22 protein-coding genes and 2 pseudogenes are annotated in these 24,253 nt (G+C 61.8%); 9 read left to right on the forward strand and 15 right to left on the reverse strand.

The features are described 5' to 3' along the window. From ACQRBT_RS11640 to ACQRBT_RS11680, 9 genes and pseudogenes are all read right to left on the reverse strand, one after another. Positions 1–76, reverse strand: a pseudogene (locus tag ACQRBT_RS11640) (UvrD-helicase domain-containing protein); the annotation flags it as partial. Then, positions 77–625 (reverse strand): annotated as a pseudogene (locus ACQRBT_RS11645) (glutathione S-transferase N-terminal domain-containing protein); the annotation flags it as partial. A 36-nt stretch (positions 626–661) separates the two neighbouring features. Beyond that, positions 662–838 carry a hypothetical protein gene (locus tag ACQRBT_RS11650; protein WP_090368369.1) on the reverse strand — a complete coding sequence of 59 codons (177 nt, stop codon included), beginning with the start codon at positions 836–838 and terminating at the stop codon, positions 662–664. Continuing rightward, complete coding sequence (locus tag ACQRBT_RS11655; protein WP_412047476.1) at positions 835–1,938, reverse strand: PepSY-associated TM helix domain-containing protein; 1,104 nt, start codon at positions 1,936–1,938, stop codon at positions 835–837. The genes ACQRBT_RS11650 and ACQRBT_RS11655 overlap by 4 nt, the downstream gene beginning before the upstream one ends. A gap of 62 nt (positions 1,939–2,000) precedes the next feature. After that, positions 2,001–4,430: a TonB-dependent siderophore receptor gene (locus ACQRBT_RS11660; RefSeq protein ID WP_244384958.1), complete on the reverse strand. Its 2,430-nt coding sequence runs from the start codon at positions 4,428–4,430 to the stop codon at positions 2,001–2,003. A 233-nt stretch (positions 4,431–4,663) separates the two neighbouring features. Then, positions 4,664–5,656 (reverse strand): FecR domain-containing protein, encoded by a 993-nt coding sequence (locus tag ACQRBT_RS11665; RefSeq protein ID WP_412047477.1) that lies wholly within the window; start codon positions 5,654–5,656, stop codon positions 4,664–4,666. Next, positions 5,623–6,141, reverse strand: coding sequence for an RNA polymerase sigma factor (locus ACQRBT_RS11670; protein ID WP_060753345.1), 519 nt, complete (start codon positions 6,139–6,141; stop codon positions 5,623–5,625). The genes ACQRBT_RS11665 and ACQRBT_RS11670 overlap by 34 nt, the downstream gene beginning before the upstream one ends. A 100-nt stretch (positions 6,142–6,241) precedes the next feature. Continuing rightward, a complete protein-coding gene (locus tag ACQRBT_RS11675; protein WP_412047478.1) occupies positions 6,242–6,949 on the reverse strand; it encodes a 3'-5' exonuclease in 708 nt (235 codons plus the stop codon). Next, positions 6,946–8,868, reverse strand: a complete 1,923-nt coding sequence (locus ACQRBT_RS11680) for a putative nucleotidyltransferase substrate binding domain-containing protein (RefSeq protein ID WP_412047479.1) — start codon at positions 8,866–8,868, stop codon at positions 6,946–6,948. Before ACQRBT_RS11680 ends, ACQRBT_RS11675 begins: the two co-directional genes overlap by 4 nt. A gap of 246 nt (positions 8,869–9,114) precedes the next feature. Between ACQRBT_RS11680 and ACQRBT_RS11685 the strand changes: the two genes are divergently transcribed. Continuing rightward, the gene (locus ACQRBT_RS11685; RefSeq protein WP_412047480.1) at positions 9,115–9,561 is read left to right on the forward strand and encodes a response regulator; all 447 of its coding nucleotides are present in this window, start codon (positions 9,115–9,117) and stop codon (positions 9,559–9,561) included. A gap of 126 nt (positions 9,562–9,687) precedes the next feature. Beyond that, positions 9,688–10,125, forward strand: coding sequence for a hypothetical protein (locus ACQRBT_RS11690; RefSeq protein WP_412047481.1), 438 nt, complete (start codon positions 9,688–9,690; stop codon positions 10,123–10,125). A 55-nt stretch (positions 10,126–10,180) separates the two neighbouring features. On the opposite strand, the gene ACQRBT_RS11695 is transcribed toward ACQRBT_RS11690, so the two are convergent. Then, positions 10,181–12,358, reverse strand: coding sequence for a malate synthase G (locus ACQRBT_RS11695; RefSeq protein ID WP_412047482.1), 2,178 nt, complete (start codon positions 12,356–12,358; stop codon positions 10,181–10,183). Between the two features lie 267 nt (positions 12,359–12,625). Between ACQRBT_RS11695 and ACQRBT_RS11700 the strand changes: the two genes are divergently transcribed. Continuing rightward, positions 12,626–13,138 (forward strand): glycine cleavage system protein R, encoded by a 513-nt coding sequence (locus tag ACQRBT_RS11700; RefSeq protein WP_060753339.1) that lies wholly within the window; start codon positions 12,626–12,628, stop codon positions 13,136–13,138. A 223-nt stretch (positions 13,139–13,361) separates the two neighbouring features. Here the strand turns inward: ACQRBT_RS11700 and rarD are convergent, their stop codons facing one another. The 5 genes from rarD to ACQRBT_RS11725 form a co-directional block, all read right to left on the reverse strand. Then, positions 13,362–14,246: an EamA family transporter RarD gene (gene rarD / locus ACQRBT_RS11705; RefSeq protein WP_412047483.1), complete on the reverse strand. Its 885-nt coding sequence runs from the start codon at positions 14,244–14,246 to the stop codon at positions 13,362–13,364. A 182-nt stretch (positions 14,247–14,428) separates the two neighbouring features. Continuing rightward, positions 14,429–15,403 (reverse strand): serine/threonine protein kinase, encoded by a 975-nt coding sequence (locus ACQRBT_RS11710; protein ID WP_198762649.1) that lies wholly within the window; start codon positions 15,401–15,403, stop codon positions 14,429–14,431. 166 nt (positions 15,404–15,569) lie between these two features. Continuing rightward, the gene (locus ACQRBT_RS11715) at positions 15,570–17,468 is read right to left on the reverse strand and encodes a PhoX family protein (protein ID WP_412047484.1); all 1,899 of its coding nucleotides are present in this window, start codon (positions 17,466–17,468) and stop codon (positions 15,570–15,572) included. Positions 17,469–17,549: 81 nt separating this feature from the next. Beyond that, entirely contained in the window at positions 17,550–18,311 is a 762-nt protein-coding gene (locus ACQRBT_RS11720) for a TOBE domain-containing protein (protein WP_412047485.1), read from the reverse strand. 57 nt (positions 18,312–18,368) lie between these two features. Beyond that, complete coding sequence (locus ACQRBT_RS11725; RefSeq protein ID WP_412047486.1) at positions 18,369–19,106, reverse strand: ComF family protein; 738 nt, start codon at positions 19,104–19,106, stop codon at positions 18,369–18,371. Positions 19,107–19,198: 92 nt separating this feature from the next. On the opposite strand from ACQRBT_RS11725, the gene bioB reads away from it, so the two are divergent. The 6 genes from bioB to ACQRBT_RS11755 all read left to right on the forward strand — a co-directional run bounded on the left by bioB (position 19,199) and on the right by ACQRBT_RS11755 (position 24,180). Beyond that, positions 19,199–20,254 carry a biotin synthase BioB gene (bioB, locus tag ACQRBT_RS11730; protein WP_060753333.1) on the forward strand — a complete coding sequence of 352 codons (1,056 nt, stop codon included), beginning with the start codon at positions 19,199–19,201 and terminating at the stop codon, positions 20,252–20,254. 150 nt (positions 20,255–20,404) lie between these two features. Further along, the gene (gene bioF, locus ACQRBT_RS11735) at positions 20,405–21,586 is read left to right on the forward strand and encodes an 8-amino-7-oxononanoate synthase (protein WP_060753332.1); all 1,182 of its coding nucleotides are present in this window, start codon (positions 20,405–20,407) and stop codon (positions 21,584–21,586) included. Next, positions 21,579–22,310 (forward strand): alpha/beta fold hydrolase, encoded by a 732-nt coding sequence (locus ACQRBT_RS11740; protein ID WP_060753331.1) that lies wholly within the window; start codon positions 21,579–21,581, stop codon positions 22,308–22,310. The genes bioF and ACQRBT_RS11740 overlap by 8 nt, the downstream gene beginning before the upstream one ends. Further along, positions 22,303–23,115, forward strand: a complete 813-nt coding sequence (gene bioC, locus ACQRBT_RS11745) for a malonyl-ACP O-methyltransferase BioC (protein ID WP_412047487.1) — start codon at positions 22,303–22,305, stop codon at positions 23,113–23,115. The genes ACQRBT_RS11740 and bioC overlap by 8 nt, the downstream gene beginning before the upstream one ends. Next, positions 23,112–23,792, forward strand: coding sequence for a dethiobiotin synthase (bioD, locus tag ACQRBT_RS11750; protein ID WP_060753329.1), 681 nt, complete (start codon positions 23,112–23,114; stop codon positions 23,790–23,792). Before bioC ends, bioD begins: the two co-directional genes overlap by 4 nt. A 106-nt stretch (positions 23,793–23,898) precedes the next feature. Continuing rightward, positions 23,899–24,180 (forward strand): hypothetical protein, encoded by a 282-nt coding sequence (locus ACQRBT_RS11755; RefSeq protein WP_060753328.1) that lies wholly within the window; start codon positions 23,899–23,901, stop codon positions 24,178–24,180. The last annotated feature ends 73 nt before the right edge of the window (positions 24,181–24,253 follow it).

Consider the following 24,253-nt stretch of genomic DNA (forward strand, 5'->3'; position numbering starts at 1 on the left):
ACGCGTTCTCGACCTGGATCAACCAGGCGATACGGTGCACCAGCTCTCGGGTTTTACCGGAGCCAGCACCGGCCAGGCGCCATTGCAGGTCAGGGTGGCGGAAGTCCAGATAACCCAAGGCGCAGGCCACGCTGATGGCAGCGATGTCGAAGTGGCCGGCGAGTTCGTCAGGCGCATTCGCCTCCCATTCGGCGAGGGTGCGGCGGATTTTGTTGCGTTGCTCATCGAGCCATTGATCCCAATGCTTCTCGACCGGCCGCATGGCGGTTTCGTAGCGCACCAGCACGGCGGCGTCCATGACGCCGTCGGCCATCGAGGCCAGGTTCAGGCGACGCCAGCGAGCGGCGCCCTCGCGGGGGATCAGCGGGGTGCCAGCGTGCTGATGGTCGAAGTAGTCGAGGATCACTCGGCTGTCGTGCAGCACCGAGCCGTCGGCCAGGCGCAGGGCCGGGATCTTGCCCACGGGGTTGTCTTGCACCAGTTGCGCATCGGGGTTGACCGGTGTCGGCAGGCAGCCTTGCAGGGTGACGCGGTCTTGTTGACCGGTCTCGCTCAGTAACACGCGGACTTTGCGAACAAACGGTGAGGCAGGGTTGTGGAACAAGGTCAGGCTGGGCGCGGACATTGGGCATTCCTCGAAAAAGGGCAGCGCTAATCTAGCTCAGCGTTTGATCAAAGCCCAAGCACCGATTGCAGCAGGAACCCCCAGCCCTGCCCAGCTCAACGAATCCCACCACCCGTCCCCCAGCAATGCGGCAAACAACCCGGCGGCACTGAGCAGGCCAATCCCCAGCGGCATGGCAAATACCTTCCAGAAATTCGATTGACGCGGCTTCATGGCCGAGCCGCCTTGCGCCGCACGATCCACAGGTAAACCCCACTGCCCAGTACGATGATGGTCAGCACATCCAACACGGCCCAGAGGACTTTCATCGGCATGCCGCCGTAGTCGCCGAAGTGCAACGGTTGGGACATGCCCATGGCGTCCATGTACCACGGCCGTTCGGCGATGGCGGTGACGGCCAGGGTGCTGGCATCGATCAGTACCGGCGTGAGCAGGTGCGAGGTCAGATGGGTGTTGCCTTTCATGAACACCGCGTAATGGTGCTCGCTGGAAAAACGCGTGCCGGGGAAGGCGATGAAGTCCGGCGTCATGCCGGGCGCGGCCTTGGCGGCAATGTTCAGCAGTTCAGTGGCGGGCGCGCGTTGGGCCAGCGGCGGGGCGTTTTGGTAGGGCTCGATCATGGCGCTGAGGCTGTCCTGGCGCCAGGCGGCGATGATCAGGTCGGCGCAGGCGCTGATCACCCCGGTCACGCCCACCACCAGCGCCCAGGTCAGGGTGACTACGCCGATCAGGTTGTGCAGGTCCAGCCAGCGCAGGCGCGTGGATTTGTCGTTGCGCACGGTGGCGAATTTCAAGCGGCGCATGAACGGCAGGTACAACACCGTGCCCGAGATAATCGCCAACACAAACAGCACGCCCATGAACGCCAACAGCAGCTTGCCCGGCAGGCCGGCGAACATGTCTACGTGCAGGCGCAGCAGGAACAGGGTGAAGCCCCCGTTGGCCGCCGGGGTTTCCACGGCTTCGCCGGTGCGGGCGTCGAGCATGAAGGTGTGGGACGCATTGGGCTCGGTGCCGGCCGTGGCGGCCATGATCGCAATCACGCCATTTTTGTCGTCTTCGTCCCAGGCCAGGTATTGCATGGCGTCGCCGGGGCGATGGGCTTGCGCTGCGCTGACCAGTTGCTCCAGGTTGAGCTGCGGCGTGTCGGCAGGCATTTGCGCCAATTGCGGCTCGTTGCCCAGCAGATGATCGATCTCATGGTGAAACACCAGCGGCAATCCGGTGAGGGCGAGCATCAGCAGGAATACCGTGCAGATCAGGCTGGTCCAGGTGTGGATGAAGGACCAGCGGCGGATGGTTGTGCTTTTCATGTTCTAGCCTTCAGACACGCCAAAGCCGCCCCGAAGGACGGCCTGGTGGTTAACTCAGCCGATCACCACTGGTAGGTGGCACTGGCGACGACGCTGCGTTGGTCGCCGAAGTAGCAGTAGGAAGCGTCACAGGTGGAGATGTAGTCCTTGTTGAACAGGTTGGTGGCGTTCAACTTCAGCGATGCGCCTTTGAGGCTGTTGTCCAGGCGGCCCAGGTCGTAATGCACGGCGCCGTCGAACACGGTGTAGGCGTTGGCCTTGCCCAGCCAGGTGTTGGCCTGGTCGCCGTAGGTGTTGCCGGTGTAGCGGGCACCGAAGCCGATGCCGAAACCGTCGAGTACGCCGGTGTGCCAGGTGTAGTCGGTCCACAGGGAGGCTTGCTGGTTTGGCATCAGTTGCAGGCGGTTGCCTTTGAAGTTGCCCTTCTGTACTTCGGATTTGGCCAGGGTGTACGCGGCAATCACTTTGAGGTTTTCGGTGACGTCAGACACGGCTTCCAGCTCCAGGCCTTTGACTTTCACCTCGCCGGTCTGGTCCGTGACCGACTGGCCACCGGCCCCGGTACTGGCAACCAGCACGTTTTTCTGGGTCAGATCGTAGACCGCGGCGCTCAATAAGGTGTTGGAGCCCGGCGGCTGATACTTGATCCCCAGCTCCCATTGCTTGCCCTCTGTGGGTTTGTACGACTGCAGTGGGTCGACGCTGGCGTTGCTCGCCGGCTGGAAGGACTCGGCGTATGACAGGTAAGGCACAAAGCCTGAGTCGAACACATAGCTCAGCGCCGCGTTACCGCTGAAGTTCTTGCTGCGGTCGGTGTTGGTTGCATCGTTCTTGTTGAAGTAGGTGGTGCCTTGGTGCACCCAATCTTCACGCCCGCCGAGGGTCAGGCGCCAGTTGTCCAACGCCATCTGGTCTTGCACGTAGAGGCCGGTCTGGATGGTTTTCTGGTTGTAGTCGTAGTACGCCGTGGAGCGCGCCGGGCGTTCCACGGGGCGGGTATTGACCGGGTTGAAGATGTTGACGGTCCCGGCGGAACCATAAATCGACAGATAGGACGTATCGGTACGCTGATGGTCCAGGCCGAGCAGCAAGGTGTGGGTGACGTCGCCTGTGGCGAAGTCGGCCTGGAAGTTGTTGTCGAGCGCGAATTGGCCGATGTTCTCGTCAACGTTGGTTGAGGTACGGCCGATATTGCCGGCGGCATCAACCGGGAAATAGCTGTAGGCGCCCACGGTCAATTGCTGGAACGCCAATTCCGATTTGGTGTAACGCAGGTTCTGCTTGAACTGCCAGGTATCGTTGAAGCGATGTTCGAACGCATAGCCCAGTGCGTAATAAGTGCGGTCGTAGAATTCGTAGTCCGGGTCGCCCAGGTTCTTGTGATGTGACACGTCCCCCAGCGGCGATTTGATCTTGGTGCCTACGATCGGCAGGAACTGGCTGGTGGCGCCGGTATCGTCGCGGGTGAACTGCGACAGGAAAGTCAGCTTGGTGTCGGTGTCGATGTTCCAGGTCAGGCTCGGCGCAATGTTGTAGCGCTGGTTGTCGATGTGGTCGACCTGGGTGCCGGCATCGCGCACCACGCCGCTGAGGCCATAGAGGAACCGGCCTTCATCATCGAGCTTGCCGGTGCTGGCGAAGTTGAGTTGGCGGTAGTTGTCGCTGCCGTATTGCACTTGGATGGCGTTGCTCGACTCCGCACTCGGGCGACGGCTGACCATGTCCAGCAGGCCGCCCGGCGGGGTCTGGCCATACACCGAGGACGCCGGGCCACGCAGCAGCGCGAGGCGGTCGAGGTTCCAGGTTTCGGCCTTGGGGTTGGCGTAGACGCCACGCGGCAATGGCAGGCCGTCGAGGAATTGGGTGGGTTCGAAACCGCGTACACGCATCCAGTCATAACGGGTATCGCTGCCGTAGCTGGCGGACACGATGCCGGGCATGTACTTGACGGCGTCATCCAGGTTCTGGACGTTACGATCCTGCATCTGCTCGCGGGTGGCCACGGAGATCGAGCGCGGGGCTTCGACCAGTGCGGTGTCGGTCTTGGTGCCGGCGGCGGTACGTGTCGCCAGGTAGCCTGTCACGGGGCCCCAAGCGCTTTCAGTGTTGCCTTGGGCGATGATGCTGGTCTGCGGCAACGCCACGACGCCTTCGGCAATGGCCACTAGGGTAAAGGTGCCTGCGCTGCTCTGCTCCAGCTGCAAGCCGGTGCCACGCAACGCCTCCCGCAACGCGCCCTGGGCATCGAACTGGCCTTTGACCGGCGCCGAGGTCTTGCCTGACGCCAGCGTCGGATCGAGGGTCAGTGCCAGGCCCGCCTGGCTGGCGATCTGGTTCAGGGTCGTGGCCAACGGCGCGGCCGGCAGGTTGTAGGCGCGAACGCTGGACGCTTGCTCGGCAGCGATCAGCGGGGTGCTTGCCAGCGGGGCGCTGAGCGCAATGGCGATGGCTAACAGGCTGGGGCGCAACAAGGTGTCTAGCGTGCGGGACATAGGTGGCTCCTGAATGGAAATATTTCTCAATTGCCTAGGTGCCGGACGAGAATCGAAAAGTGATAGGGCAGGATGAAAATATTTTTGCGCTGAGGTTTTCGAGGTGTTCTTCAGGGCCTTATCGGGAGCAAGCCCCCTCCCACACTGGCTGCGTTTGCAAATCAAGGTGTGTGAATGCAGTCAGTGTGGGAGGGGGCTTGCTCCCGATAGCAGTCGCCCGGCCACTGCAGAACCTACGGCTTGCTTTTCACCGTCACCCACCACGGCGTGTGCTGCTCGATCTGCACCGGCAGCGTCGGCAACAGCGCATTGAGCGCCAGGGTGGTGTCGTGCAGCGGGAAACTGCCGGTGATGCGCAGGTCGGCCACGTCTTTATCCACACCCAGGTGCCCGGTGCGGTAACGGCTCAGTTCCTCGACCACATCGCCCAGGCGGGCGTTGTCCACCACCAGCATGCCGCGGGTCCAGGCGTCGGTGGCGGGGGCGACGGCCAGCAGCGGGCCGAGGCCATCGCTGCGCATGAGCACTTGCTGGCCCTCTTTGAAGATCTGTTCCTGGTGCAGCGCCTCGGGCTGGGCCGCCACGGCAGACTGCAGCACGCTCAGGCGCGTAGCGCCGTCTTCGCGCTTGACGATAAACCGCGTGCCCAATGCGCGCAGGTTGCCGTCGCGGGTCTGCACGTAGAACGGGCGGCCATCGTTGTGCCCGGTCTCGATCAGAATCTCACCGGCCTGCAGCACGATCAGCCGGCGTTTTTCATCGAAACGCACGTCGATGGCGCTGTGGGTGTTGAGGTTGATCAGCGTGCCGTCCGCCAATTTCAGAGTACGTTGCTCGCCGGTGGCGGTGCGTTGGTCGGCCAGCCAATAGTGGATGGGCACGTAACGCTCACCGGCCAACAGTGCCAGGCCGCACACCAGCGCGATGCTGGCGAGGCCCGTGCCCAACTTGCGCACGCGCTGGCGAATCCCTTCGCGTGACTGCAAGAGCGCCGCCCGTGCCGGACCAGAAGCTACGCTGAAACGCTGGTCGAGCATGCCCAACTGGCGCCAGGCCCGCGCATGTTCTTCATCGCTGGCCAGCCACTTGGCGAACTCTTCCTGCTCCACCGCACTGCCGTCGCCGGAGTCGAGGGACAGTTGCCAGGCGATCGCCGCATCCAGCACGCGGGCGGAAACCGGTCTGGAAGCGGTCACAGCGGTTCGCCATACAGGGCGATGTAGCATTGGCGAATGCCCTGGGCCAGGTATTGGCGCACGCGGGGCACCGACACACCGAGGCGCCGGGCGATTTCGGCGTGGCCCAGGCCATCGAGGCGGTTATAGAGGAAGGCGGCGCGGGCCTTGCTCGACAGCTTGCCGAGCAGGCGGTCGATGGCCTTGAGGTCTTCGAGGATCATTTGCTGGGCTTGCGGCGACGGGTGTTCGCTTTCCGGAAGCAGCATCAGTTCGGTGAGGTAGGCCTGTTCCAACGCCGCGCGACGGAAATAGTCGAACAGCAAACCTTTGGCGATGGCCACCAGAAACGCCCGCGGCTCGCGAGGTTCGCGCAGCTCGTCACGGCCCAGCAGGCGCATGAAGGTGTCCTGGCTGAGGTCCTCGGCGCGGCTCGGGCAGGCCACGTTGCGGCGCAGCCATGCCAACAGCCAGCCGCGATGGTCGCGATACAACGCGCCAACCAGCTCACTGTGTGGGTTTGGGACCGACGACAAGGCATCACCGAATAAACAAGAGGTTTAAACTAACGAGAATTATTCGCGATTGTGTCAGAGGCGTCGGATGGGCGCAATTGGCGTCTGTCGGGCGGTGCTATTAAAACGATGGCGCTTGTTTACGCCGTTTCCATTGGCTCAAACGTTCTTGCAATTGCTGGGGGGAGTCGAGGTGTTGCTGGCGTGCGCGGCTGAACAGGATGAGCATCAGTTCCGCCGTGGCCAAGGCATCGGCGCTGGCGTGATGGCGCTCGCCGACCTGAAGGTGAAAGTGGTTGATCCAATCGTCGAGCCCGGCTTCGCGGATATTCGCTTGCGGGCACAGCAGCGGGGCGATGTCGGCGACGTCGAGGAACGGGTGAGCCAGGCGATACCCCAGGCTGTCCTTGAGTGCTCGGCACAACATGTGTTGATCGAAGGGGGCGTGGAACGCCAGCAGGGGGCTGTCGCCGACGAAATCCATAAAATCCAGCAGGGCCTCGGCCGGGTCGCTGCCGGCGGCGATCGCACTGGGCCCCAGGCCATGGATCAGCACGCTGGGGCTGAGTTTGGTTGCGCTGCGTTGCAGGGTACGCTCGAACAGTTGTGAGAAGTCTATCGCACCGTCCTCGATCACCACGGCGCCGATGGACAGGACCTGGTCACGGTTGAGGTTCAGGCCGCTGGTTTCCAGGTCCACCACCACCCAACGCTGGCTGCGCAAGGGGCCATCGCCCAACTCCACGGCTTTGGGCAGTTGGTCCAGGCGCTGTTGTTGCGCCGCGTCGAGCCCGGGCTTTTTCGGGCGTAGCCAACCGAGCCAGCTCACAGCTGATACCGCAAGGTCAGGCTGCTTTGCAGGCGTTGCGCCTGACGCAGGGATTCACGCAGGATGCGCCGGTCCAGGTGGTTGAGGCTGTCGGGGTCGACGCGGTTGGAATAGGGCTGGTTCTCGCGGGTTTGCAGTTGGTGCTGCTGCATGCGGGTTTGCTGGATAAAGTGATACGCCTCTTCATAGGCGGCACCGTCCAGCGCGTCGATGACTTCCTTGAGCACCAACTGGCGCAGGCGTTCCAGGGTGTTGTTGGCGTGGATGCCATTGGCCAGGGCCAGCAGGCGCGCACCATCGACAAAGGGGGTCAGGCCTTGCACCTTGAGATCGAGCGTGGCCTTTTCGCCACCTTTGCGCGTCAGCACAAACTCTCGGAAACGCCCGACTGGCGGGCGCTGGCGCAGGGCGTTCTCGGCCAGCATGCGTTGGAACAGTCGGTTATCCGCAACCTGATCCAGGATCCCCTGGCGCAATTGTTCGCAACCGCGCTCATCGCCCCAGACTACCCGCAGATCGAAATAGATGCTCGACCCCAGCAGATTCTCCGGCGTCGCCTCGCGTATGAACGCTGCAAAGCGCCGCGCCCATTCGGCCCGTGACAGGCACAGCTCGGGGTTGCCGGCCATGATATTGCCCTTGCACAGGCTGAAGCCGCACAACGCCAGGCTCTGGTTGATCTGCTGCGCCAGGGGCAGTAACCGCGCCCGGATCGACGCTGCTTCGGCGGCGTCCTTGGCTTCGAACAAAATACCGTTGTCCTGGTCGGTGAAGAGGGTTTGTTCACGGCGACCTTCGCTGCCGAAACACAACCAGCTGAACGGCACGCCGGGGTCGTCTTTTTCGGCAAGCGTCAGTTCGATCACCCGGCACACGGTGTGATCGTTAAGCAGGGTAATGATGTGGGTGATCTGCGTAGACGAGGCGCCGTGGGCCAGCATGCGTTCGACCAGTTGGCCGATTTCGCCGCGAATCGCTACCAGGTTTTCCACGCGGGGCGCATTGCGGATGGTGCGGGCCAGGTGCACCAGGTCGACCCGTTGCAAGGAAAACAGGTCGCGCTCGGACACCACGCCACACAGGCGCTGGTCTTTGACCAGGCACACATGGGCGATATGCCGCTCGGTCATGGCGATGGCGGCGTCAAAGGCGCTGTGGTCCGGGGTCAAGAAGAACGGCGTCTGGGTCATATGCCCTTCGATGGCCTGGTTGAAATCACTGGTGCCGTCGGCCACCACCTGGCGCAGGTCGCGCAGGGTAAAAATCCCCAGGGGCGCTTTATGCTCATCCACGATCACAATGCTGCCCACCTGCTGCTCGTGCATCAGCGTCACCGCCTCGCGTAGCGGCGTGCCGGGTTGACAGGTGACCGGGTGGCGCATGGCCAACTCGCCAAGACGGGTGTTCAACGAATATTGAGTGCCGAGGGTCTCCACGGCTTTTTGCTGGACTTGTTGGTTGACCTGGTCCAGCAGGCTACTGACCCCGCGCAGGGAAAAGTCGCGAAACGGGCTGGAAAGCGCGAACAGCTTGATAAAAGCCGGCTTGTTCAATTGCAGGCAGAAGGTGTCTTCGGCGGCCTTGTGTTCGGTGCGGGTGGCCCGTTCGCCGAGCAAGGCGGCGAGGGGGAAGCATTCGCCCGTGGTGATTTCGAAGGTGGTTTCGGTGCTGTCCGGTCGCTCGCCGACGACGCGGCCCTGCTTGACGATATAGAAGTGCTCAACCGGGCCGCCCGACGGTTTGAGGATACTGTCGCCGGGGGCATAGAAGCGCATTTGGCATTGTTCAACCAGAAACGCCAAGTGGGCATTTTCCATCTGGTTGAACGGGGGAAAGCGTTGCAGGAATTGCAGGGTGCCGTGGATGTTCTGCAACACGGCGGTTTTTCCCGCCTGCGTGAAAGCATCAGCTTTACTCATAACAGTGACCGCAGTTTTTTGTCGTTATCGTCCTTCATGGTCAACTCCCGTGCCGTGGGTGCCCATTGGACGTAAGTCTAGGTAGCGGTTAAACGATGCATGCCTAGGGAAAAACCTTACAAGGCTATGGTGCAAACCCCGTAGAACGCCCACTAGGCAAACTTTCCGACGAAGTGCACATTGTTCACCTTTCGGCAGATGTCTGACGAGTGTGCTGAAAGAGTGATGAGAACTGCTGAGAAATGTATGACCGACAACGATATTTTGAGCGATGCGGAGCGCGAGGCGCTGAGCGCCGTGATGCTGGAACCTGATTTACCGCCGCAACGTGTGCTGATTGTTGACGACGACAAGGACGCGCGTGAGCTGCTGGCGCAAATCCTGGGGCTGGACGGTATTCGCTGCATGACCGCCGAGAGTGGTGAGGCCGCGTGGGATCTGCTGAACTCCAACACCTCCATCGGCTTGCTGATCACTGACTTGCGCATGGCACCGAGCAATGGCCTGGAGCTGATCCGCCAGGTGCGCGAGTCCTCCCGGGCGGCATTGCCCATCATCATCATGTCAGGGGACGCGGAAGCCCCCGATGTGATCGACGCCATGCATTTGAGCGTGGTGGACTTTCTGCTCAAGCCAATCGATAGCGTGAAGTTGGCGAAGATGGTGAAGCGGGAGTTGGGGATGGTGCAGTAGAGGCCGTTGGTCTGAATAGCTTTGCCACTGTCAATTTTGACAGTAGATGGGTGTGCTCAAGACGTGTGTACTGGTTTGGTAGGGGTTGATCACAATGCCCCGTTACCTGGTAAACAGGAGCTACCCATGACTTTTCCGAAAGTTGGTTTCGACAAAGCAGAATGGCAAGCCACTAAAACTAAGCTCGTTGAAAGTGATGCCCATGTGTTGGTTCTTAAAGACCATAAGGCGGATTTCTTTAGAGCAAAAATTGTCAGTGGCTCGAAGAGTAATACTTCAATCTACAGGGGATTTTTGCCCAGTCGGGAGCGTCTTCATTGGTCCTATAGACAAGAGTTACTTGATGGGCTGCATCAATTTGATGTAGCTGCTTTACCACAATTTGAGTATGTAGACTCAGGCGGATCTAGTTATTTTTCCTCTGGTTCGGGTACGTTGGTCGTCAATGTTGAAAACCAGGCAGATGGCAGCTTCCTTCACCAAGGAATGCTGATGAATGCGGCGTGTAGCGGAAGTAACGGCAATGCGGTCGTTAACTGTACTTACTTGCTCCATGACTTCTGAACTTTCCACAGATGATAAAAAACCCTGGTATTTCGACCAGGGTTTTTTTATGCGTTTAAAGACCGTTTTTAGCCTTGAACTCCCGACGCCTGCGGTGCAACACCGGCTCGGTATAGCCATTCGGCTGTTGGGTCCCTTCAATCACCAACTCCACCGCCGCTTGGAACGCGATGTTGCTGTCGAAGTCCGGCGCCAGTGGGCGGTACAGCGCATCCCCGGCGTTCTGGCGGTCTACCACCGGCGCCATGCGCTTGAGGCTTTCCAGCACCTGGGCTTCATTGACGATGCCGTGGCGCAACCAGTTGGCGATGTGCTGGCTGGAGATACGCAGGGTGGCGCGGTCTTCCATCAGGCCCACATCGTTGATGTCCGGCACTTTCGAACAACCGACGCCCTGGTCGATCCAGCGGACCACATAACCCAGGATGCCCTGGGCGTTGTTGTCCAGCTCGTTGCGGATTTCTTCGTCGGACCAATCGGTGTTGGTCGCCAGAGGAATGGTCAGGATATCGTCCACCGAAGCGCGCTCGCGCTTGGCCAGTTCGGCCTGGCGTGCGAACACATCAACCTTGTGATAGTGCAGCGCGTGCAGCGCCGCCGCCGTGGGCGACGGCACCCAGGCGGTGTTGGCGCCGGCCAGTGGGTGGGCGATTTTCTGTTCGAGCATCGCCGCCATCAGGTCGGGCATCGCCCACATGCCTTTACCGATCTGCGCACGCCCTTGAAGGCCGGTGCTCAGGCCGATATCGACGTTCCAGTTCTCATAGGCGCCGATCCATTTTTCTGCCTTCATGGCCGCCTTGCGCACCATCGCGCCGGCTTCCATGGAGGTGTGGATCTCGTCGCCGGTACGGTCGAGGAAGCCGGTGTTGATGAATACCACGCGCTCGCTGGCCGCCTTGATGCAGGCCTTGAGGTTGACCGTGGTGCGGCGCTCCTCGTCCATGATCCCGACTTTGAGGGTGTTGCGCGGCAGGTTCAGCACGTCTTCGATGCGGCCGAACAGCTCGTTGGTGAATGCGGCTTCTTCCGGGCCATGCATCTTCGGCTTCACGATATAGACCGAACCGGTGCGGCTGTTCTTGCGGGTGCTGTTGCCGTTGAGGCTGTGGATCGCCGCCAGGCTGGTGATCAGCCCGTCGAGGATGCCTTCGGGCACTTCATTGCCGGCTTTGTCGAGAATCGCGTCGATGGTCATCAGGTGGCCGACGTTGCGCACGAACAGCAGCGAACGGCCATGCAGGGTCACGTCCTGGCCATTCACGCCGGTATAGACGCGGTCAGGGTTCATCGTACGGGTGAAGGTCTTGCCGCCCTTGGCCACTTCTTCGGCCAGGTCGCCCTTCATCAGGCCGAGCCAATTGCGGTAGATCACCACTTTGTCATCGGCATCGACGGCGGCGACGGAGTCTTCGCAGTCCATGATGGTGGTCAGCGCCGCTTCCATCAGCACGTCTTTGACGCCGGCGGCGTCGGTCTGGCCGACCGGCGTGCTGGCGTCGATCTGGATCTCGAAGTGCAGGCCGTGGTGTTTGAGCAGCACGGCAATCGGCTGGGCGCTGTCGCCCTGGAAGCCGATGAGTTGCGAGTCGTCGCGCAGGCCGCTGTTGCTACCGCCCTTGAGGCTGACGATCAGCTTGCCGTCGACGATCTTGTAGCCGGTGGAGTCGACGTGGCTGCCCGCCGAGAGCGGCGCGGCTTCGTCGAGGAAAGCGCGGGCAAAGGCAATCACCTTGTCGCCCCGCACTTTGTTGTAGCCCTGGCCCTTCTCGGCGCCATTGGCTTCGCTGATGGCATCGGTGCCGTACAGCGCGTCATACAGCGAGCCCCAACGCGCATTGGAGGCGTTGAGGGCGAAGCGGGCGTTCATCACCGGCACGACCAGCTGCGGGCCGGCCATGCGGGCGATTTCGTCATCGACGTTTTGGGTCGTGGCCTGGAAGTCTGCGGCTTCTGGCAGCAGGTATCCGATGTCTTGCAGGAAGGCTTTGTAAGCCACCGGGTCGTGGGCCTGGCCGGCGTGGGTCTGGTGCCAGGTGTCGATCCGCGCTTGGAAATCATCGCGTTTGGCGAGTAGGGCTTTGTTCTTCGGTGCCAGGTCGTGGATAACCTTGTCGGCACCGGCCCAGAACTGGTCGGCAGTGATGCCGGTACCGGGAATGGCTTCGTTGTTCACGAAGTCGAACAGGACTTTGGCGACCTGCAGGCCACCGACTTGAACGTGTTCAGTCATTGCTTGCCTCACTCTGCGGAGCTTATGCGCTTTTTCAGATTTTCATTATGTAGTGCATGGGTTTGCATACTACATGATGACTTGCGGTTGTGAAAATTAGACTAAATACGTCGTTTAGCGACCCACTTTGGTCGTACGGTCACAGCGGAGAACGTGATGTTCTCAAAAAACGATTGGATTGTTCCAGATAAATATAAAAATGGTACACGATTTGTTTTCGAGGGCGCCTGCGTCCACCTTGTAGATTGAATTCCTGAGGGCTTCGCCATGGACCATCTTGTACTCACAATTATCGCCGCCGACAAACCCGGCGTCGTGGAACGCATCGCGCATACCATCGCCACCCACGGCGGTAGCTGGCAGGAAAGCCGAATGGCGCATATGGCCGGGCAATTCGCCGGTATCCTGCGGGTCAGTGTGCCTGCTGAAAACCGTCAGCACCTGATCAATGCGCTGGAGGACTTATCCACACACGGCATTCGCGTGCTGGTGGGTGAGGGCAGTAGCGGGCAGGCAGCGACGTCCAAGTCGATCGTGATGACCCTGGTGGGCAATGACCGCTCGGGCATCGTGCGCGAGATCACAGCGTTGTTGAGCCGGCAGGGCGTGAACCTGGAGAGCCTGAGCACGGACGTACGCCCGGCCCCCATGAGCGGTGACCCGTTGTTCACGGCCGAGGCGCTGTTGCAGGTGCCGTCGACGTTATCCCTGGATACCTTGCAGGCGTCGCTGGAAACCTTGGCGGATGACTTGATGGTGGAATTGCACAACGAGGAATGATCAACCCACAGGGTTATGCATGGAAAACTTGCATGGGCTTGTGGATAACCTGTAGAGACTCGACGCCAGGCCGCGCCGGCGTTGGCTCTCCGCCTTCTGCGCAAAAAACGAGCAGTTTCAAGGGCTTGTGCACAAATGGCGGGGATCAGGTTGTGGATAACCTTGGGGTTGATGGCTGCAAGCCACGTGCTGCGTGGCTTGCAGAGGTTTGTACGTTATTTGATCAGCACTTGCGCACGCTCATCCAGGCATCCAGGCTGTACACCACCAGCCCCGCCCAGATAAAGGCGAAGGCAAGCAGGGTGCTCGACGCCAGGTGTTCGCCAAACAGCAGCACGGCTTCCAGCAGCACGAGAGTCGGTGCCACGTACTGTAAAAAGCCCAGTGCGGTGTAGGGCAAATGCCGAGCGGCAGCGTTGAAACATACCAGCGGGATCAGCGTCACCGGGCCGGCCGCCACCAGCCACCAGGCTTCGGAGGTGCCCCAGAACTCCAGTTGTGCGCTGTGGGCCGAGGGGTTGAACAGCAGCCATGCGATGGCGATCGGGACCAGCATCCAAGTCTCTACGACCAGCCCAGGCAGCGCTTTGACGGGCGCCTGTTTGCGGATCAGCCCGTAGAAGCCGAAGGTCAGCGCCAGCGCCAAGGACACCCACGGCAAACTGCCCACCTGCCACACCTGTTGCGCCACACCCACCGCCGCCAGCCCGACGGCGACCCACTGCAGGCGGCGCAAGCGCTCGCCCAGGATCAACATGCCCAGCAGTACATTGACCAGCGGGTTGATGTAGTAGCCCAGGCTCGCTTCCAGCATGCGCCCGCTGTTCACCGACCATACGTAAGTCAGCCAGTTGGCCGCAATCAATGAGCCGCTGAGTGCCAGGATAGCCAGGCGCTTGGGGTTGTCGCGCAGTTCGCGCAGCCACCCCGGGTGTTTCCACACCATCAACAGCAAGCCACCGAACAGCGCCGACCACAACACACGGTGCACGATGATTTCGGCGGCGGGGACGCTGGCGATGGCTTTGAAGTAGAGCGGGAACAGACCCCAGATGACATAGGCGCTCAGGCCCAGGATGTACCCCTTGCGGGGGTTGGCGGCTTGCATTGCAGAATCCTTGCTTAGGCAGCTAACAAAGGTGTGATTGTAAGGACATTTGTCTGCCAATGGGATTGGCTTTGCTTATGTGGGAGGGGCAAGCCCGCTCACTACAGATGATGTGTTCTACATCCCACCCTTTAACTGACTGGCATTAGGGCTTGCCCCTCCCACAAAAGCAAAACAAGCGGTCAGAACAGCTTCAGGGGTTCTTCGTTGAGGGCGGCCAGTTGCTCGCGCAACGCCAGCACCTGATCGCCCCAATACCGTTCACTGCCAAACCAGGGGAAGCTGTGGGGGAACGCCGGGTCGTCCCAGCGCCGTGCGAGCCAGGCGCTGTAATGCATCAGGCGCAGGGCACGCAGGGGTTCGATCAGGGCCAGTTCCCGTGGGTCGAAGTCGTGGAATTCCTGGTAGCCGTCCATCAGTTCCGACAGTTGGCCAAGGCATTCCTGCCGGTCACCGGCGAGCATCATCCACAGGTCTTGCACCGCCGGGCCCATGCGGCAGTCGTCGAGGTCGACGATATGGAACATCTCATCTCGGCACATCATGTTGCCGGGGTGGCAATCCCCGTGCATGCGGATGTTCGTGTGCGGGGTGGCTTTGTATACCTCTTCCACGCGCTTGAGCAGGTCGCGCGCGACGGACTCATAGGCCGGCAGCAGGCTTTTGGGAATGAAATTTCCTTCGAGCAGCGTGGTGAGGGAGTCGTGGCCGAAGTTCTTCACGCCCAGGGCTTCGCGGTGTTCGAACGGGCGGGTGGAGCCTACGGCATGCAAACGGCCGAGCAGTTGCCCGAGGCGATAGAGTTGGTCGAGATTGCCCGGCTCCGGCGCGCGGCCACCCCGCCGGGGAAACAAGGTGAAACGGAAGCCTGCATGTTCGAACAGGCTTTCACCGTTGTGGATCAACGGGGCGACCACCGGCACCTCGCACTCGGCCAGTTCGAAGGTGAAGCGATGCTCTTCGAGGATGGCCTCGTTGGTCCAGCGCTGGGGGCGATAAAACTTGGCGATCAGCGGCTCAGAGCCTTCGATGCCCACCTGATACACGCGGTTTTCGTAGCTGTTGAGCGCCAGCACACGGGCGTCGCTGAGGAAACCGATGCTCTCGACCGCGTCGAGGACCAGGTCAGGGGTGAGTGTTTCAAACGGGTGGGCCATACGAACTCCTGCGCGCAGCAGGGCGCCGCGTCCGGCCGGGTATGGTAACGCACCAGGCTTGAGATAGGGCGCCTGTGCCATCGCTATCGGGAGCAAGCCCCCTCCCACAATTGCCGGTGTACACGCGGTCAACTGTGGGAGGGGGCTTGCTCCCGATGACATTTTATCAGGCGCCGATAATGCCGCCATCATCCCGCCGAATCGCCATCACCGAAGACCTCGGCTTGCCATTGGGCAGATGTTCCGGCCAGGTCGAGCCGCCGGTTTCGCCGGGATGCTGGATCCCCACAAACAGCGTCTTCTGGTCCGGCGAAAAGCTGATCCCGGTGACTTCACACGCCACCGGCCCGACCATGAACCGGCGGATTTCTCCGGTGGCCGGGTCGGCACACAGCATCTGGTTATTGCCCATGCCCGCGAAGTCACCGGCATTGCTGTAGTCGCCGTCGGTCAGGATCCACAAGCGTCCGGCCTGGTCGAACCCCAGGCCGTCGGGGCTGTTGAACATGTTCTGCGGGTTGATGTTGGAGGAACCGCCCTTGGGCGTACCGGCGTGCACGCCTGGGTTACCGGCGACCACAAACAGGTCCCAGGTGAATTCGTGGGCGCCGTGGTTATCCTGATCAGCTTTCCAGCGCAGGATCTGACCGTAGACGTTTTTCTCCCGTGGGTTGGGCCCGCCCACCGGTTGGCCGTCTTCCCCGCGTTTGGCATTGTTGGTGAGTGTGCAATAGACCTGGCCATCAGTGGGGCTGACCACAATCCACTCAGGGCGGTCCATGCGGGTGGCTTTCACCACGCTGGCGGCCAGGCGCGCATGGATCAGCACCTCGGCCTGGCTGGCGAAACCACTGCCGGCATCAATACCGTTTTTGCCATGGGTCAGCTCCACCCATTGGCCCTTGCCCTTGGGGTGGTCGGCGTTGCCATCGCCCGCGTCGAAGATCGCCACATATAAGGTGCCGTGGTCGAGCAGGTTTTTGTTGGCCTTGGGGTTGTTGTGGTTGATCGGGTCACGGCTGACGAACTTGTAGATGAATTCACCGCGCTCATCGTCGCCCATGTACACCACGGCGCGGCCGTCGCGGGTTTCAGCCAGCGCCGCGTTCTCGTGTTTGAAACGGCCCAGGGCGGTGCGCTTGACTGGGATGGATTGCGGGTCGAACGGGTCGATTTCCACCACCCAGCCGTGACGGTTGAATTCGTTGGGGTTCTTGGCCATGTCGAAGCGCGGGTCATGCTGATGCCAGTTGATGTCTTTGCTGGCCGCTGCCACGCCATAGCGTTTTTGCCCGGCGTCGAAGCTTTGTTGTGGGTTGCTGCTGCCGAAGCAGTCGGTGAAGTTCTCTTCGCACGTCAGATAAGTGCCCCACGGTGTCTTGCCGTTGGCGCAGTTCTGAAAGGTACCGAGGACTTTTTTACCCGACTTGTCGGCACTGGTTTGCAACCAGGCATGACCCGCGGCCGGGCCGCTCAGGCGGATTGGCGAATTGCCGTGGATGCGGCGGTTGTAGCGCGAGTCCTGGACGAACTGCCAGGTGTCACCTTTGCGCCGCACTTCGATGACCGAAACGCCTTCGCTGGCCTGGGCCTTGCGCACCTCTTCAGCCGATTGCGGCGCGCCGCCATGGGCGTAGAGGTAGCGATAGTTGGTGTATTCGTTGTTGATCGCCATGAGCGCACGGTTGTTGTCGCCGGGGAAGGCGAACAGGCTCATGCCATCGTTGTTGTCACCGAACTGTTGCTCCTGGGCTTTGGCGGTCCCGTTGCCGGACGGGTCGAAAGCCGGCGCGCCCTTGTGCAACGGCTGGCCCCAACTGATCAGCACCGACGCGCTGTAGCCCGGCGGCAAGGTGATGGTGTCGGTGCTGGCAGCGGCGATGCCGGTGAACCCCAACAACGGGCTGGCGGTGGTCGCGTTAATGGCCAGGGCACTGCGGCTGAGCAGGTTGCCGCCCAGGAACATCGCGGCACCGCAGAGGGCACCGGCACCGATGAAGCGGCGGCGGGTGAGGCCGACCATCTGTTCCAGGTCGGTGGCTTGGTTTTCTTGTAACAGGCTCATTTCATGCTCCCTCTGCGGTTTTTGCAGACACCTTAAGGAGCCCTCGTGACGAATTTGTTGCAGTTTGAAGGCGCGGCCGCGTTATACCGGCGTGCCCAGCAATACATTGTGCGGGGCGAACTGCACCTGGATAGGCTGGTTCTCGGAAGCGCCCAGCGCTTCGAGCGCGGCAGGCTGCGCCAGGGCACATAACACCAGGCCGTTGGGCAAGGTGATGCGCACTTCGCTGGGGCCGTCATCGGCGGCGAGAATCGTGTCGATAATGCCGCTCATGCAATTGTGTCCAGGTGTTGCAGCTTGTCCGATAGCGAGCAGTTCCAGCCAACCGGCCTTGATCAACGCGACCACTTCCACACCCACTGCCAGTTCCAGCCGCCGGGTACTGTCGTGAGTGATTTGCGCGTCAATATTCAAGCCAGCGGCCAGTTGCAGGCGAATGGTGTCGTTGCGGCCATGCTGTTCAATGGCGACCACCTGGCCATGCAATTGGTTACGTGCGCTGGTGCGCAGCAAGCGTCCCAGCAGATTGAAGTCACTGGTATCCTCGTCGGAGCCGAGCACTTGGGCCTGCAGCGCCTGCAAGCGCTGGTAGAGGCGCAATACGCGCTCACCTTCAGCGGTCAACTTGGCTCCGCCGCCGCCTTTACCGCCGACGCTGCGTTCCACCAGCGGCTTTTGCGCCAGGTTGTTCAGCTCATCGATGGCGTCCCAGGCGCCCTTGTAACTCAGGCCGGCGCTCTTGGCGGCGCGGGTGATTGAGCCTTGCTCGGCAATATGCGCCAGCAAGGCAATGCGCTGTGGACGGCGGACAATGTGTTGGCTGAGCAGGGTGGGTAGCGACATGGGAACACACTTCGATGGAATGAGTGGACGTTGCCGCCCCGGTGCCAGGGAGTCAAGTTACGCGCCCGGTTTGGGTGTGCGGGCCAGGCAGTACACGTCGACCTGGCGCGCACCGGCGTCCCTCAACAATTGTGCGAGGCTGTGCGCGGTAGCGCCGGTCGTCAGTACGTCGTCCACCAGGGCGAAATGCCGGCCTTGCACCTGGGCGTCGGCGGCCAAGGCGAAGGCGCGAAACAGGTTGCGCTTGCGCGCCTTGGCGTCGAGCGCCTGTTGCGCCACGGTTTCATGGGGGCGCAACAACAGGTGTTCGTCGCAGCTGAGGTTGAGGGCGTTACCGAGCCAGCGGGCCAGCATCAACGCCTGATTGAAACCGCGCTCGCGCAAGCGATGACGTGCCATCGGCACGGGCAGCAGGCAGTCGGGCCGGATGATTTCAGCGTTGTCGAGACGATGTTGCACGTGGTGCCCCAGCAAGCGCGCAAGCATATGGCCCAGTGGCCATCGCGACTGGTGCTTGAAGCGGCTGATCAAGGTGTCTACCGGGAAGCCGTAGGTCCAGGGCGCAATCACCTGTTTAAAGGCGGGCGGATGTGTCTGGCATTGGCCGCAGGTCAGCCCCTCCATCGACAGCGGCAGGGCGCACACGTTGCACTGTTCCATCAGCCACGGCAGCTCGGTTTCGCAGGCGTTGCACACACAATCGGCTGATTCGGTCGCCTCATCGCAGATTAAACAGCTGTGTATGTTTTTTGACCAGATGTAAACTTGGTGTTTGTGGTCTGGTTGACAGTGCATGATTCTTCCTTAAATATGCCGAGCATCCGTGTCGCGCCTGTGGGTATTGCCCTTCCCGCAGCGCTTGCCAAAGCATAATCAAGGAATCGCCCATGAGCGCCAGCACCTCTGCCACCCTGCGTCACGACTGGTCTTTAGCCGAAGTCAAAGCACTGTTCGTGCAACCATTCAATGACCTGTTGTTCCAGGCGCAGACCGTGCACCGCGCGCATTTCGATGCCAACCGCGTGCAGGTGTCGACCCTGCTGTCGATCAAGACCGGCGCCTGCCCGGAAGACTGCAAATATTGTCCGCAGTCGGGCCACTACAACACCGGCCTGGAAAAAGAAAAACTGATGGAGGTGCAGAAGGTCCTTGAAGAGGCCGCCCGCGCCAAGGCCATCGGTTCCACGCGCTTCTGCATGGGCGCCGCGTGGAAGCACCCGTCGGCCAAAGACATGCCCTACGTGCTGCAGATGGTCAAAGGCGTGAAGGCCATGGGCCTGGAAACCTGCATGACCCTCGGTCGTCTCGACCAGGACCAGACCCAAGCCCTGGCCCAGGCCGGCCTTGACTACTACAACCACAACCTCGATACCTCGCCGGAGTTCTACGGCTCGATCATCACCACCCGCACCTACAGCGAGCGCCTGCAAACCCTGGCCTATGTACGTGATTCGGGGATGAAGATCTGCTCGGGCGGCATCCTCGGCATGGGCGAGTCCCTCGATGACCGTGCCAACCTGTTGATCCAACTGGCCAACCTGCCGGAGCACCCGGAGTCGGTGCCGATCAACATGCTGGTGAAGGTGGCCGGTACGCCGTTGGAAAACGCTGACGACGTCGACCCGTTCGACTTCATCCGCATGCTCGCCGTGGCACGCATCCTGATGCCGCAGTCCCATGTGCGGCTGTCGGCCGGGCGTGAGGCGATGAACGAGCAGATGCAGGCCCTGGCGTTTTTCGCCGGCGCCAACTCGATCTTCTACGGCGACAAACTGCTGACCACCGCCAACCCGCAGGCCGACAAGGACATGCAACTGTTCTCGCGCCTGGGCATCCTGCCGGAAGCCCGCGAAGAGCACGCCGATGAAGTGCATCAGGCGGCGATCGAGCAGGCGCTGGTCGAGCAAAAGAGCAGCGAACAGTTCTATAACGCTGCCGTCTGATTGAAATGCAATCCAAATGTGGGAGGGGGCTTGCTCCCGATAGCGGCCTGTCAGTAGCAGATGTGCTGGCAGACCCACCGATATCGAGAGCAAGCCCCTCCTACATTTGATCGCGCTCAGTCTCCAGTCTTTGAGTCTACCGAGGCCTGCATGTCTTTCGATCTCGCCGCGCGCCTCGCTGCCCGCCGTGCCGAACACCTCTATCGCCAACGCCCGCTGCTGGACAGTCCCCAAGGCCCGCAAGTGGTGGTCGACGGCCAGCCGCTCCTGGCGTTCTGCAATAACGATTACCTGGGCCTGGCCAACCACCCTCAAGTGATCGAAGCCTGGCGCGCCGGAGCGTCCCGTTGGGGCGTGGGCGGCGGCGCTTCGCACTTGGTGGTTGGCCACGCCACACCTCACCATGCATTGGAAGAAGCCCTGGCCGACCTCACCGGTCGCCCACGGGCCTTGCTGTTTACCACCGGCTACATGGCCAACCTCGGCGCGGTCACGGCGCTGGTGGGGCAAGGCGATACGGTGCTGGAAGACCGCCTCAACCACGCTTCGCTGCTGGATGCCGGCTTGCTCTCGGGTGCGCGTTTCAATCGTTACCTGCACAACGATGCCGATAGCCTTGCCAAGCGCTTGGAGAAGGCGACCGGCAATACCCTGGTGGTCACCGACGGCGTGTTCAGCATGGACGGCGATCTGGCGGACCTGCCCGCATTGGCCCGTGCAACCCAGGCCAAAGGCGCCTGGCTGATGGTGGATGACGCCCATGGCTTCGGCCCGTTGGGTGCCCACGGCGGTGGGATCGTCGAGCATTTTGGCTTGAGCCAGGCAGACGTGCCGGTGTTGGTGGGCACCCTGGGCAAGGCGTTCGGCACCGCCGGGGCTTTTGTGGCCGGTAGTGACGACCTGATCGAAAGCCTGATCCAATTCGCCCGCCCGTACATCTACACCACCAGCCAACCGCCGGCCCTGGCTTGCGCCACCTTGAAAAGCCTCGAGCTGCTGCGTACCGAACATTGGCGGCGTGAGCACCTCAATGGCTTGATCCGTCAGTTCCGCCAGGGCGCCGAGCAGATCGGCCTGGCGTTGATGGACAGTTTCACGCCGATCCAACCGATCCTGATCGGCGACAGCGCCAAGGCCATGCGCCTGTCGCAGATGTTGCGCGAGCGCGGCTTGATGGTCACCGCGATCCGCCCACCCACCGTGCCGGTCGGCAGTGCGCGTTTACGCGTCACGTTGACGGCGGCCCACAGCGAGGCCCAGGTGCAGCTATTGTTAACGGCGTTGGAAGAGTGTTTCCGCTTGTTAGGCGCCACGGAGCCCGACCATGCGTGATCGACTGATATTGCTGCCCGGTTGGGGCCTCGGCGTGTCACCGCTGGAGCCTCTGGCCGCCGCTTTGCAAGGCCTCGACGAACACCTACAGGTGCAGATCGAACCGTTGCCGGTACTGGACTCCTGCGAGCTGGATGACTGGCTCGACGAACTCGACGCCACGCTGGCGGACAACGCCTGGCTGGGCGGTTGGTCCCTGGGCGGCATGCTGGCGTCCGAATTGGCGGCGCGGCGCGGTGAGCGCTGCTGTGGTTTGCTGACGTTGGCGAGCAACCCGTGTTTTGTCGCCCATGCCGGCTGGCCGAGCGCGATGCCCGGCGAAACCTTCGATGCGTTCCTCGCCGGTTGCCATGCCGACTCCCAAGTCACCCTCAAACGCTTCGGCCTGTTGTGCGCCAAGGGCGCCGAAGACCCGCGCGGGTTGTCGCGTTTGTTGGTCAGTGGCGCGCCGCATACGCCTTCCAGCGTGTTGATGCCCGGTCTTGAACTGCTCGCCCGGCTTGATACCCGCGCCGCTTTGCAGGCTTTTCGCGGTCCGCAGTTACACCTGTTTGCCGGCCTGGACGGGCTGGTGCCGGCCGAAGCGGCCGGCGATCTATTGGCCTTGCTGCCCGATGTTGAAATCGGCCTGATTGAACAGGCCGGCCACGCTTTTCTTCTGGAAGACCCTCACGGTGTTGCGGGGGCCATCCAGGCTTTTTTGCATGAGTGCGTTGATGACTGATTTATCCCTGCCCCCTCTGCCGGGTGGCTTGCCGGACAAGCGCCAGGTGGCCGCGTCGTTTTCCCGCGCAGCCGCCAGTTACGACAGCGTGGCCGAGTTGCAGCGTGCGGTGGGCACCGCGTTGTTGGCTCGCCTACCGCTGGCCCCGACGCCACAGCGCTGGATGGACATGGGGTGTGGCACCGGTTTTTTCAGCCGTGTGTTGGCTGAGCGGTTGCCCGACAGCCAGGGCGTGGCGCTGGATATCGCCGAAGGTATGCTCAATCACGCCAGGCCCTTGGGCGGTGCGGGGTATTTCATTGCCGGGGATGCCGAGCGCTTGCCGCTTAAAGCTCAGAGCCTGGGGCTGATCTATTCCAGCCTGGCGGTGCAGTGGTGTGCGAATTTCGACGCGGTGCTCAGCGAGGCCCGTCGCGTGCTGCAACCCGGCGGCGTGCTGGCGTTTGCGAGCTTGTGTGTGGGCACATTGCATGAGTTGCGCGAAAGCTGGCGAGCGGCGGATGGCCTGGTGCACGTCAACCGTTTCCGTGCCTTCGAGACGTATCAACAGCTCTGCGCCGCCAGCGGCCTGCGCGTCGTCAGCCTGGAGCGCCAACCCCATGTGCTGCACTACCCGGACGTACGCAGCCTGACCCACGAACTCAAAGCGTTGGGCGCGCACAACCTCAACCCGGGCCGCCCGGGAGGGTTGACGGGCCGCGCGCGGATTGCTGCACTGGTGAACGCTTACGAGCAGTTCCGTCAGGCCCAGGGCCTGCCTGCCACGTATCAAGTGGTGTACGCCGTACTGGAGAAACCTCTATGAGCGCCGCTTACTTCATCGCCGGTACCGACACGGATGTGGGCAAGACCACCATAGCCGCGGGCCTTTTGCATGCCGCCCGCCTCGCGGGCAAAAGCACCGCTGCGGCAAAGCCGGTCGCCTCGGGTTGCCAGATCACGCCCAAAGGACTGCGCAATAGCGACGCCCTGGCGCTGTTGGCTGAATGCTCGTTGCCGTTGACCTATGCCGAGGTCAACCCGGTGGCATTCGAACCGGCCATCGCCCCTCATCTGGCGGCGCGGGAGGCCGGTGTTGCGCTGACGGTGCAGTCGCTGTTGCAACCGATGCAGCACATACTGGCGCAGCAGGCGGATTTCACCTTGATCGAGGGCGCGGGTGGCTGGCGGGTGCCCTTGGCCGATCAGGCCAACCTGTCGGACTTGGCCATGGCCCTGAAGTTGCCGGTGATCCTGGTGGTGGGGGTGCGTCTGGGCTGCATCAGCCACGCCTTGCTCACCGCCGAGGCGATTGCCCGCGATGGGTTGCCGCTGGCGGGGTGGGTGGCGAATATCATCGATCCGAAGACCTCTCGTCTGGAAGAGAACCTTGCCACCCTGGCTGAACGCTTGCCGGCGCCCTGCCTGGGGCGGGTGCCGAGACTCAAGCAGGCCGGGGCCGAAGCGGTTGCCGCGCACCTGGAACTGGATCTGCTTGACTGATTTTGGCTATGAGCAGGGCAATAGGCCATTAGTGTTTTTGACGGGCCTTTTGCCGGAATCTCTGCTTCAATTCATCTTCACGATTCTCTAAAGGCAGGCTTACGCCATGGAAATCTCCGGAAGCAGCGCGTTTTATTCGGGACTGAGCACCATCCAGACCGGGCAGAACCGTGTCGACCAGGCCGCCGGCAACATTGCCAGCGCCGCGACGACCCAGCCCTCGGACGCCCAACGCGACCGTTTGCAAGCCAACGGTCGTGCCCAGCCCACCAACTCGGCGAGCGATATGGTCGAGATGGCCCAAGGCAAGTTTCAAGTGGAACTGGGCGTGAAAGTCGCCAAGGCTTCGGACGAAATGCTCGGCACCTTGATCGATACCTACGCTTAATCCTTGCGCCTATCTGCTCTTCTGTGGGAGCGGGCTTGCTCGCGAAAGCGGTGGATCAGTCTTTGATGGATTG

The organism is Pseudomonas sp. R19M (assembly GCF_050312585.1).
Classification (GTDB): Bacteria; Pseudomonadota; Gammaproteobacteria; order Pseudomonadales; family Pseudomonadaceae; genus Aquipseudomonas; species Aquipseudomonas palleroniana.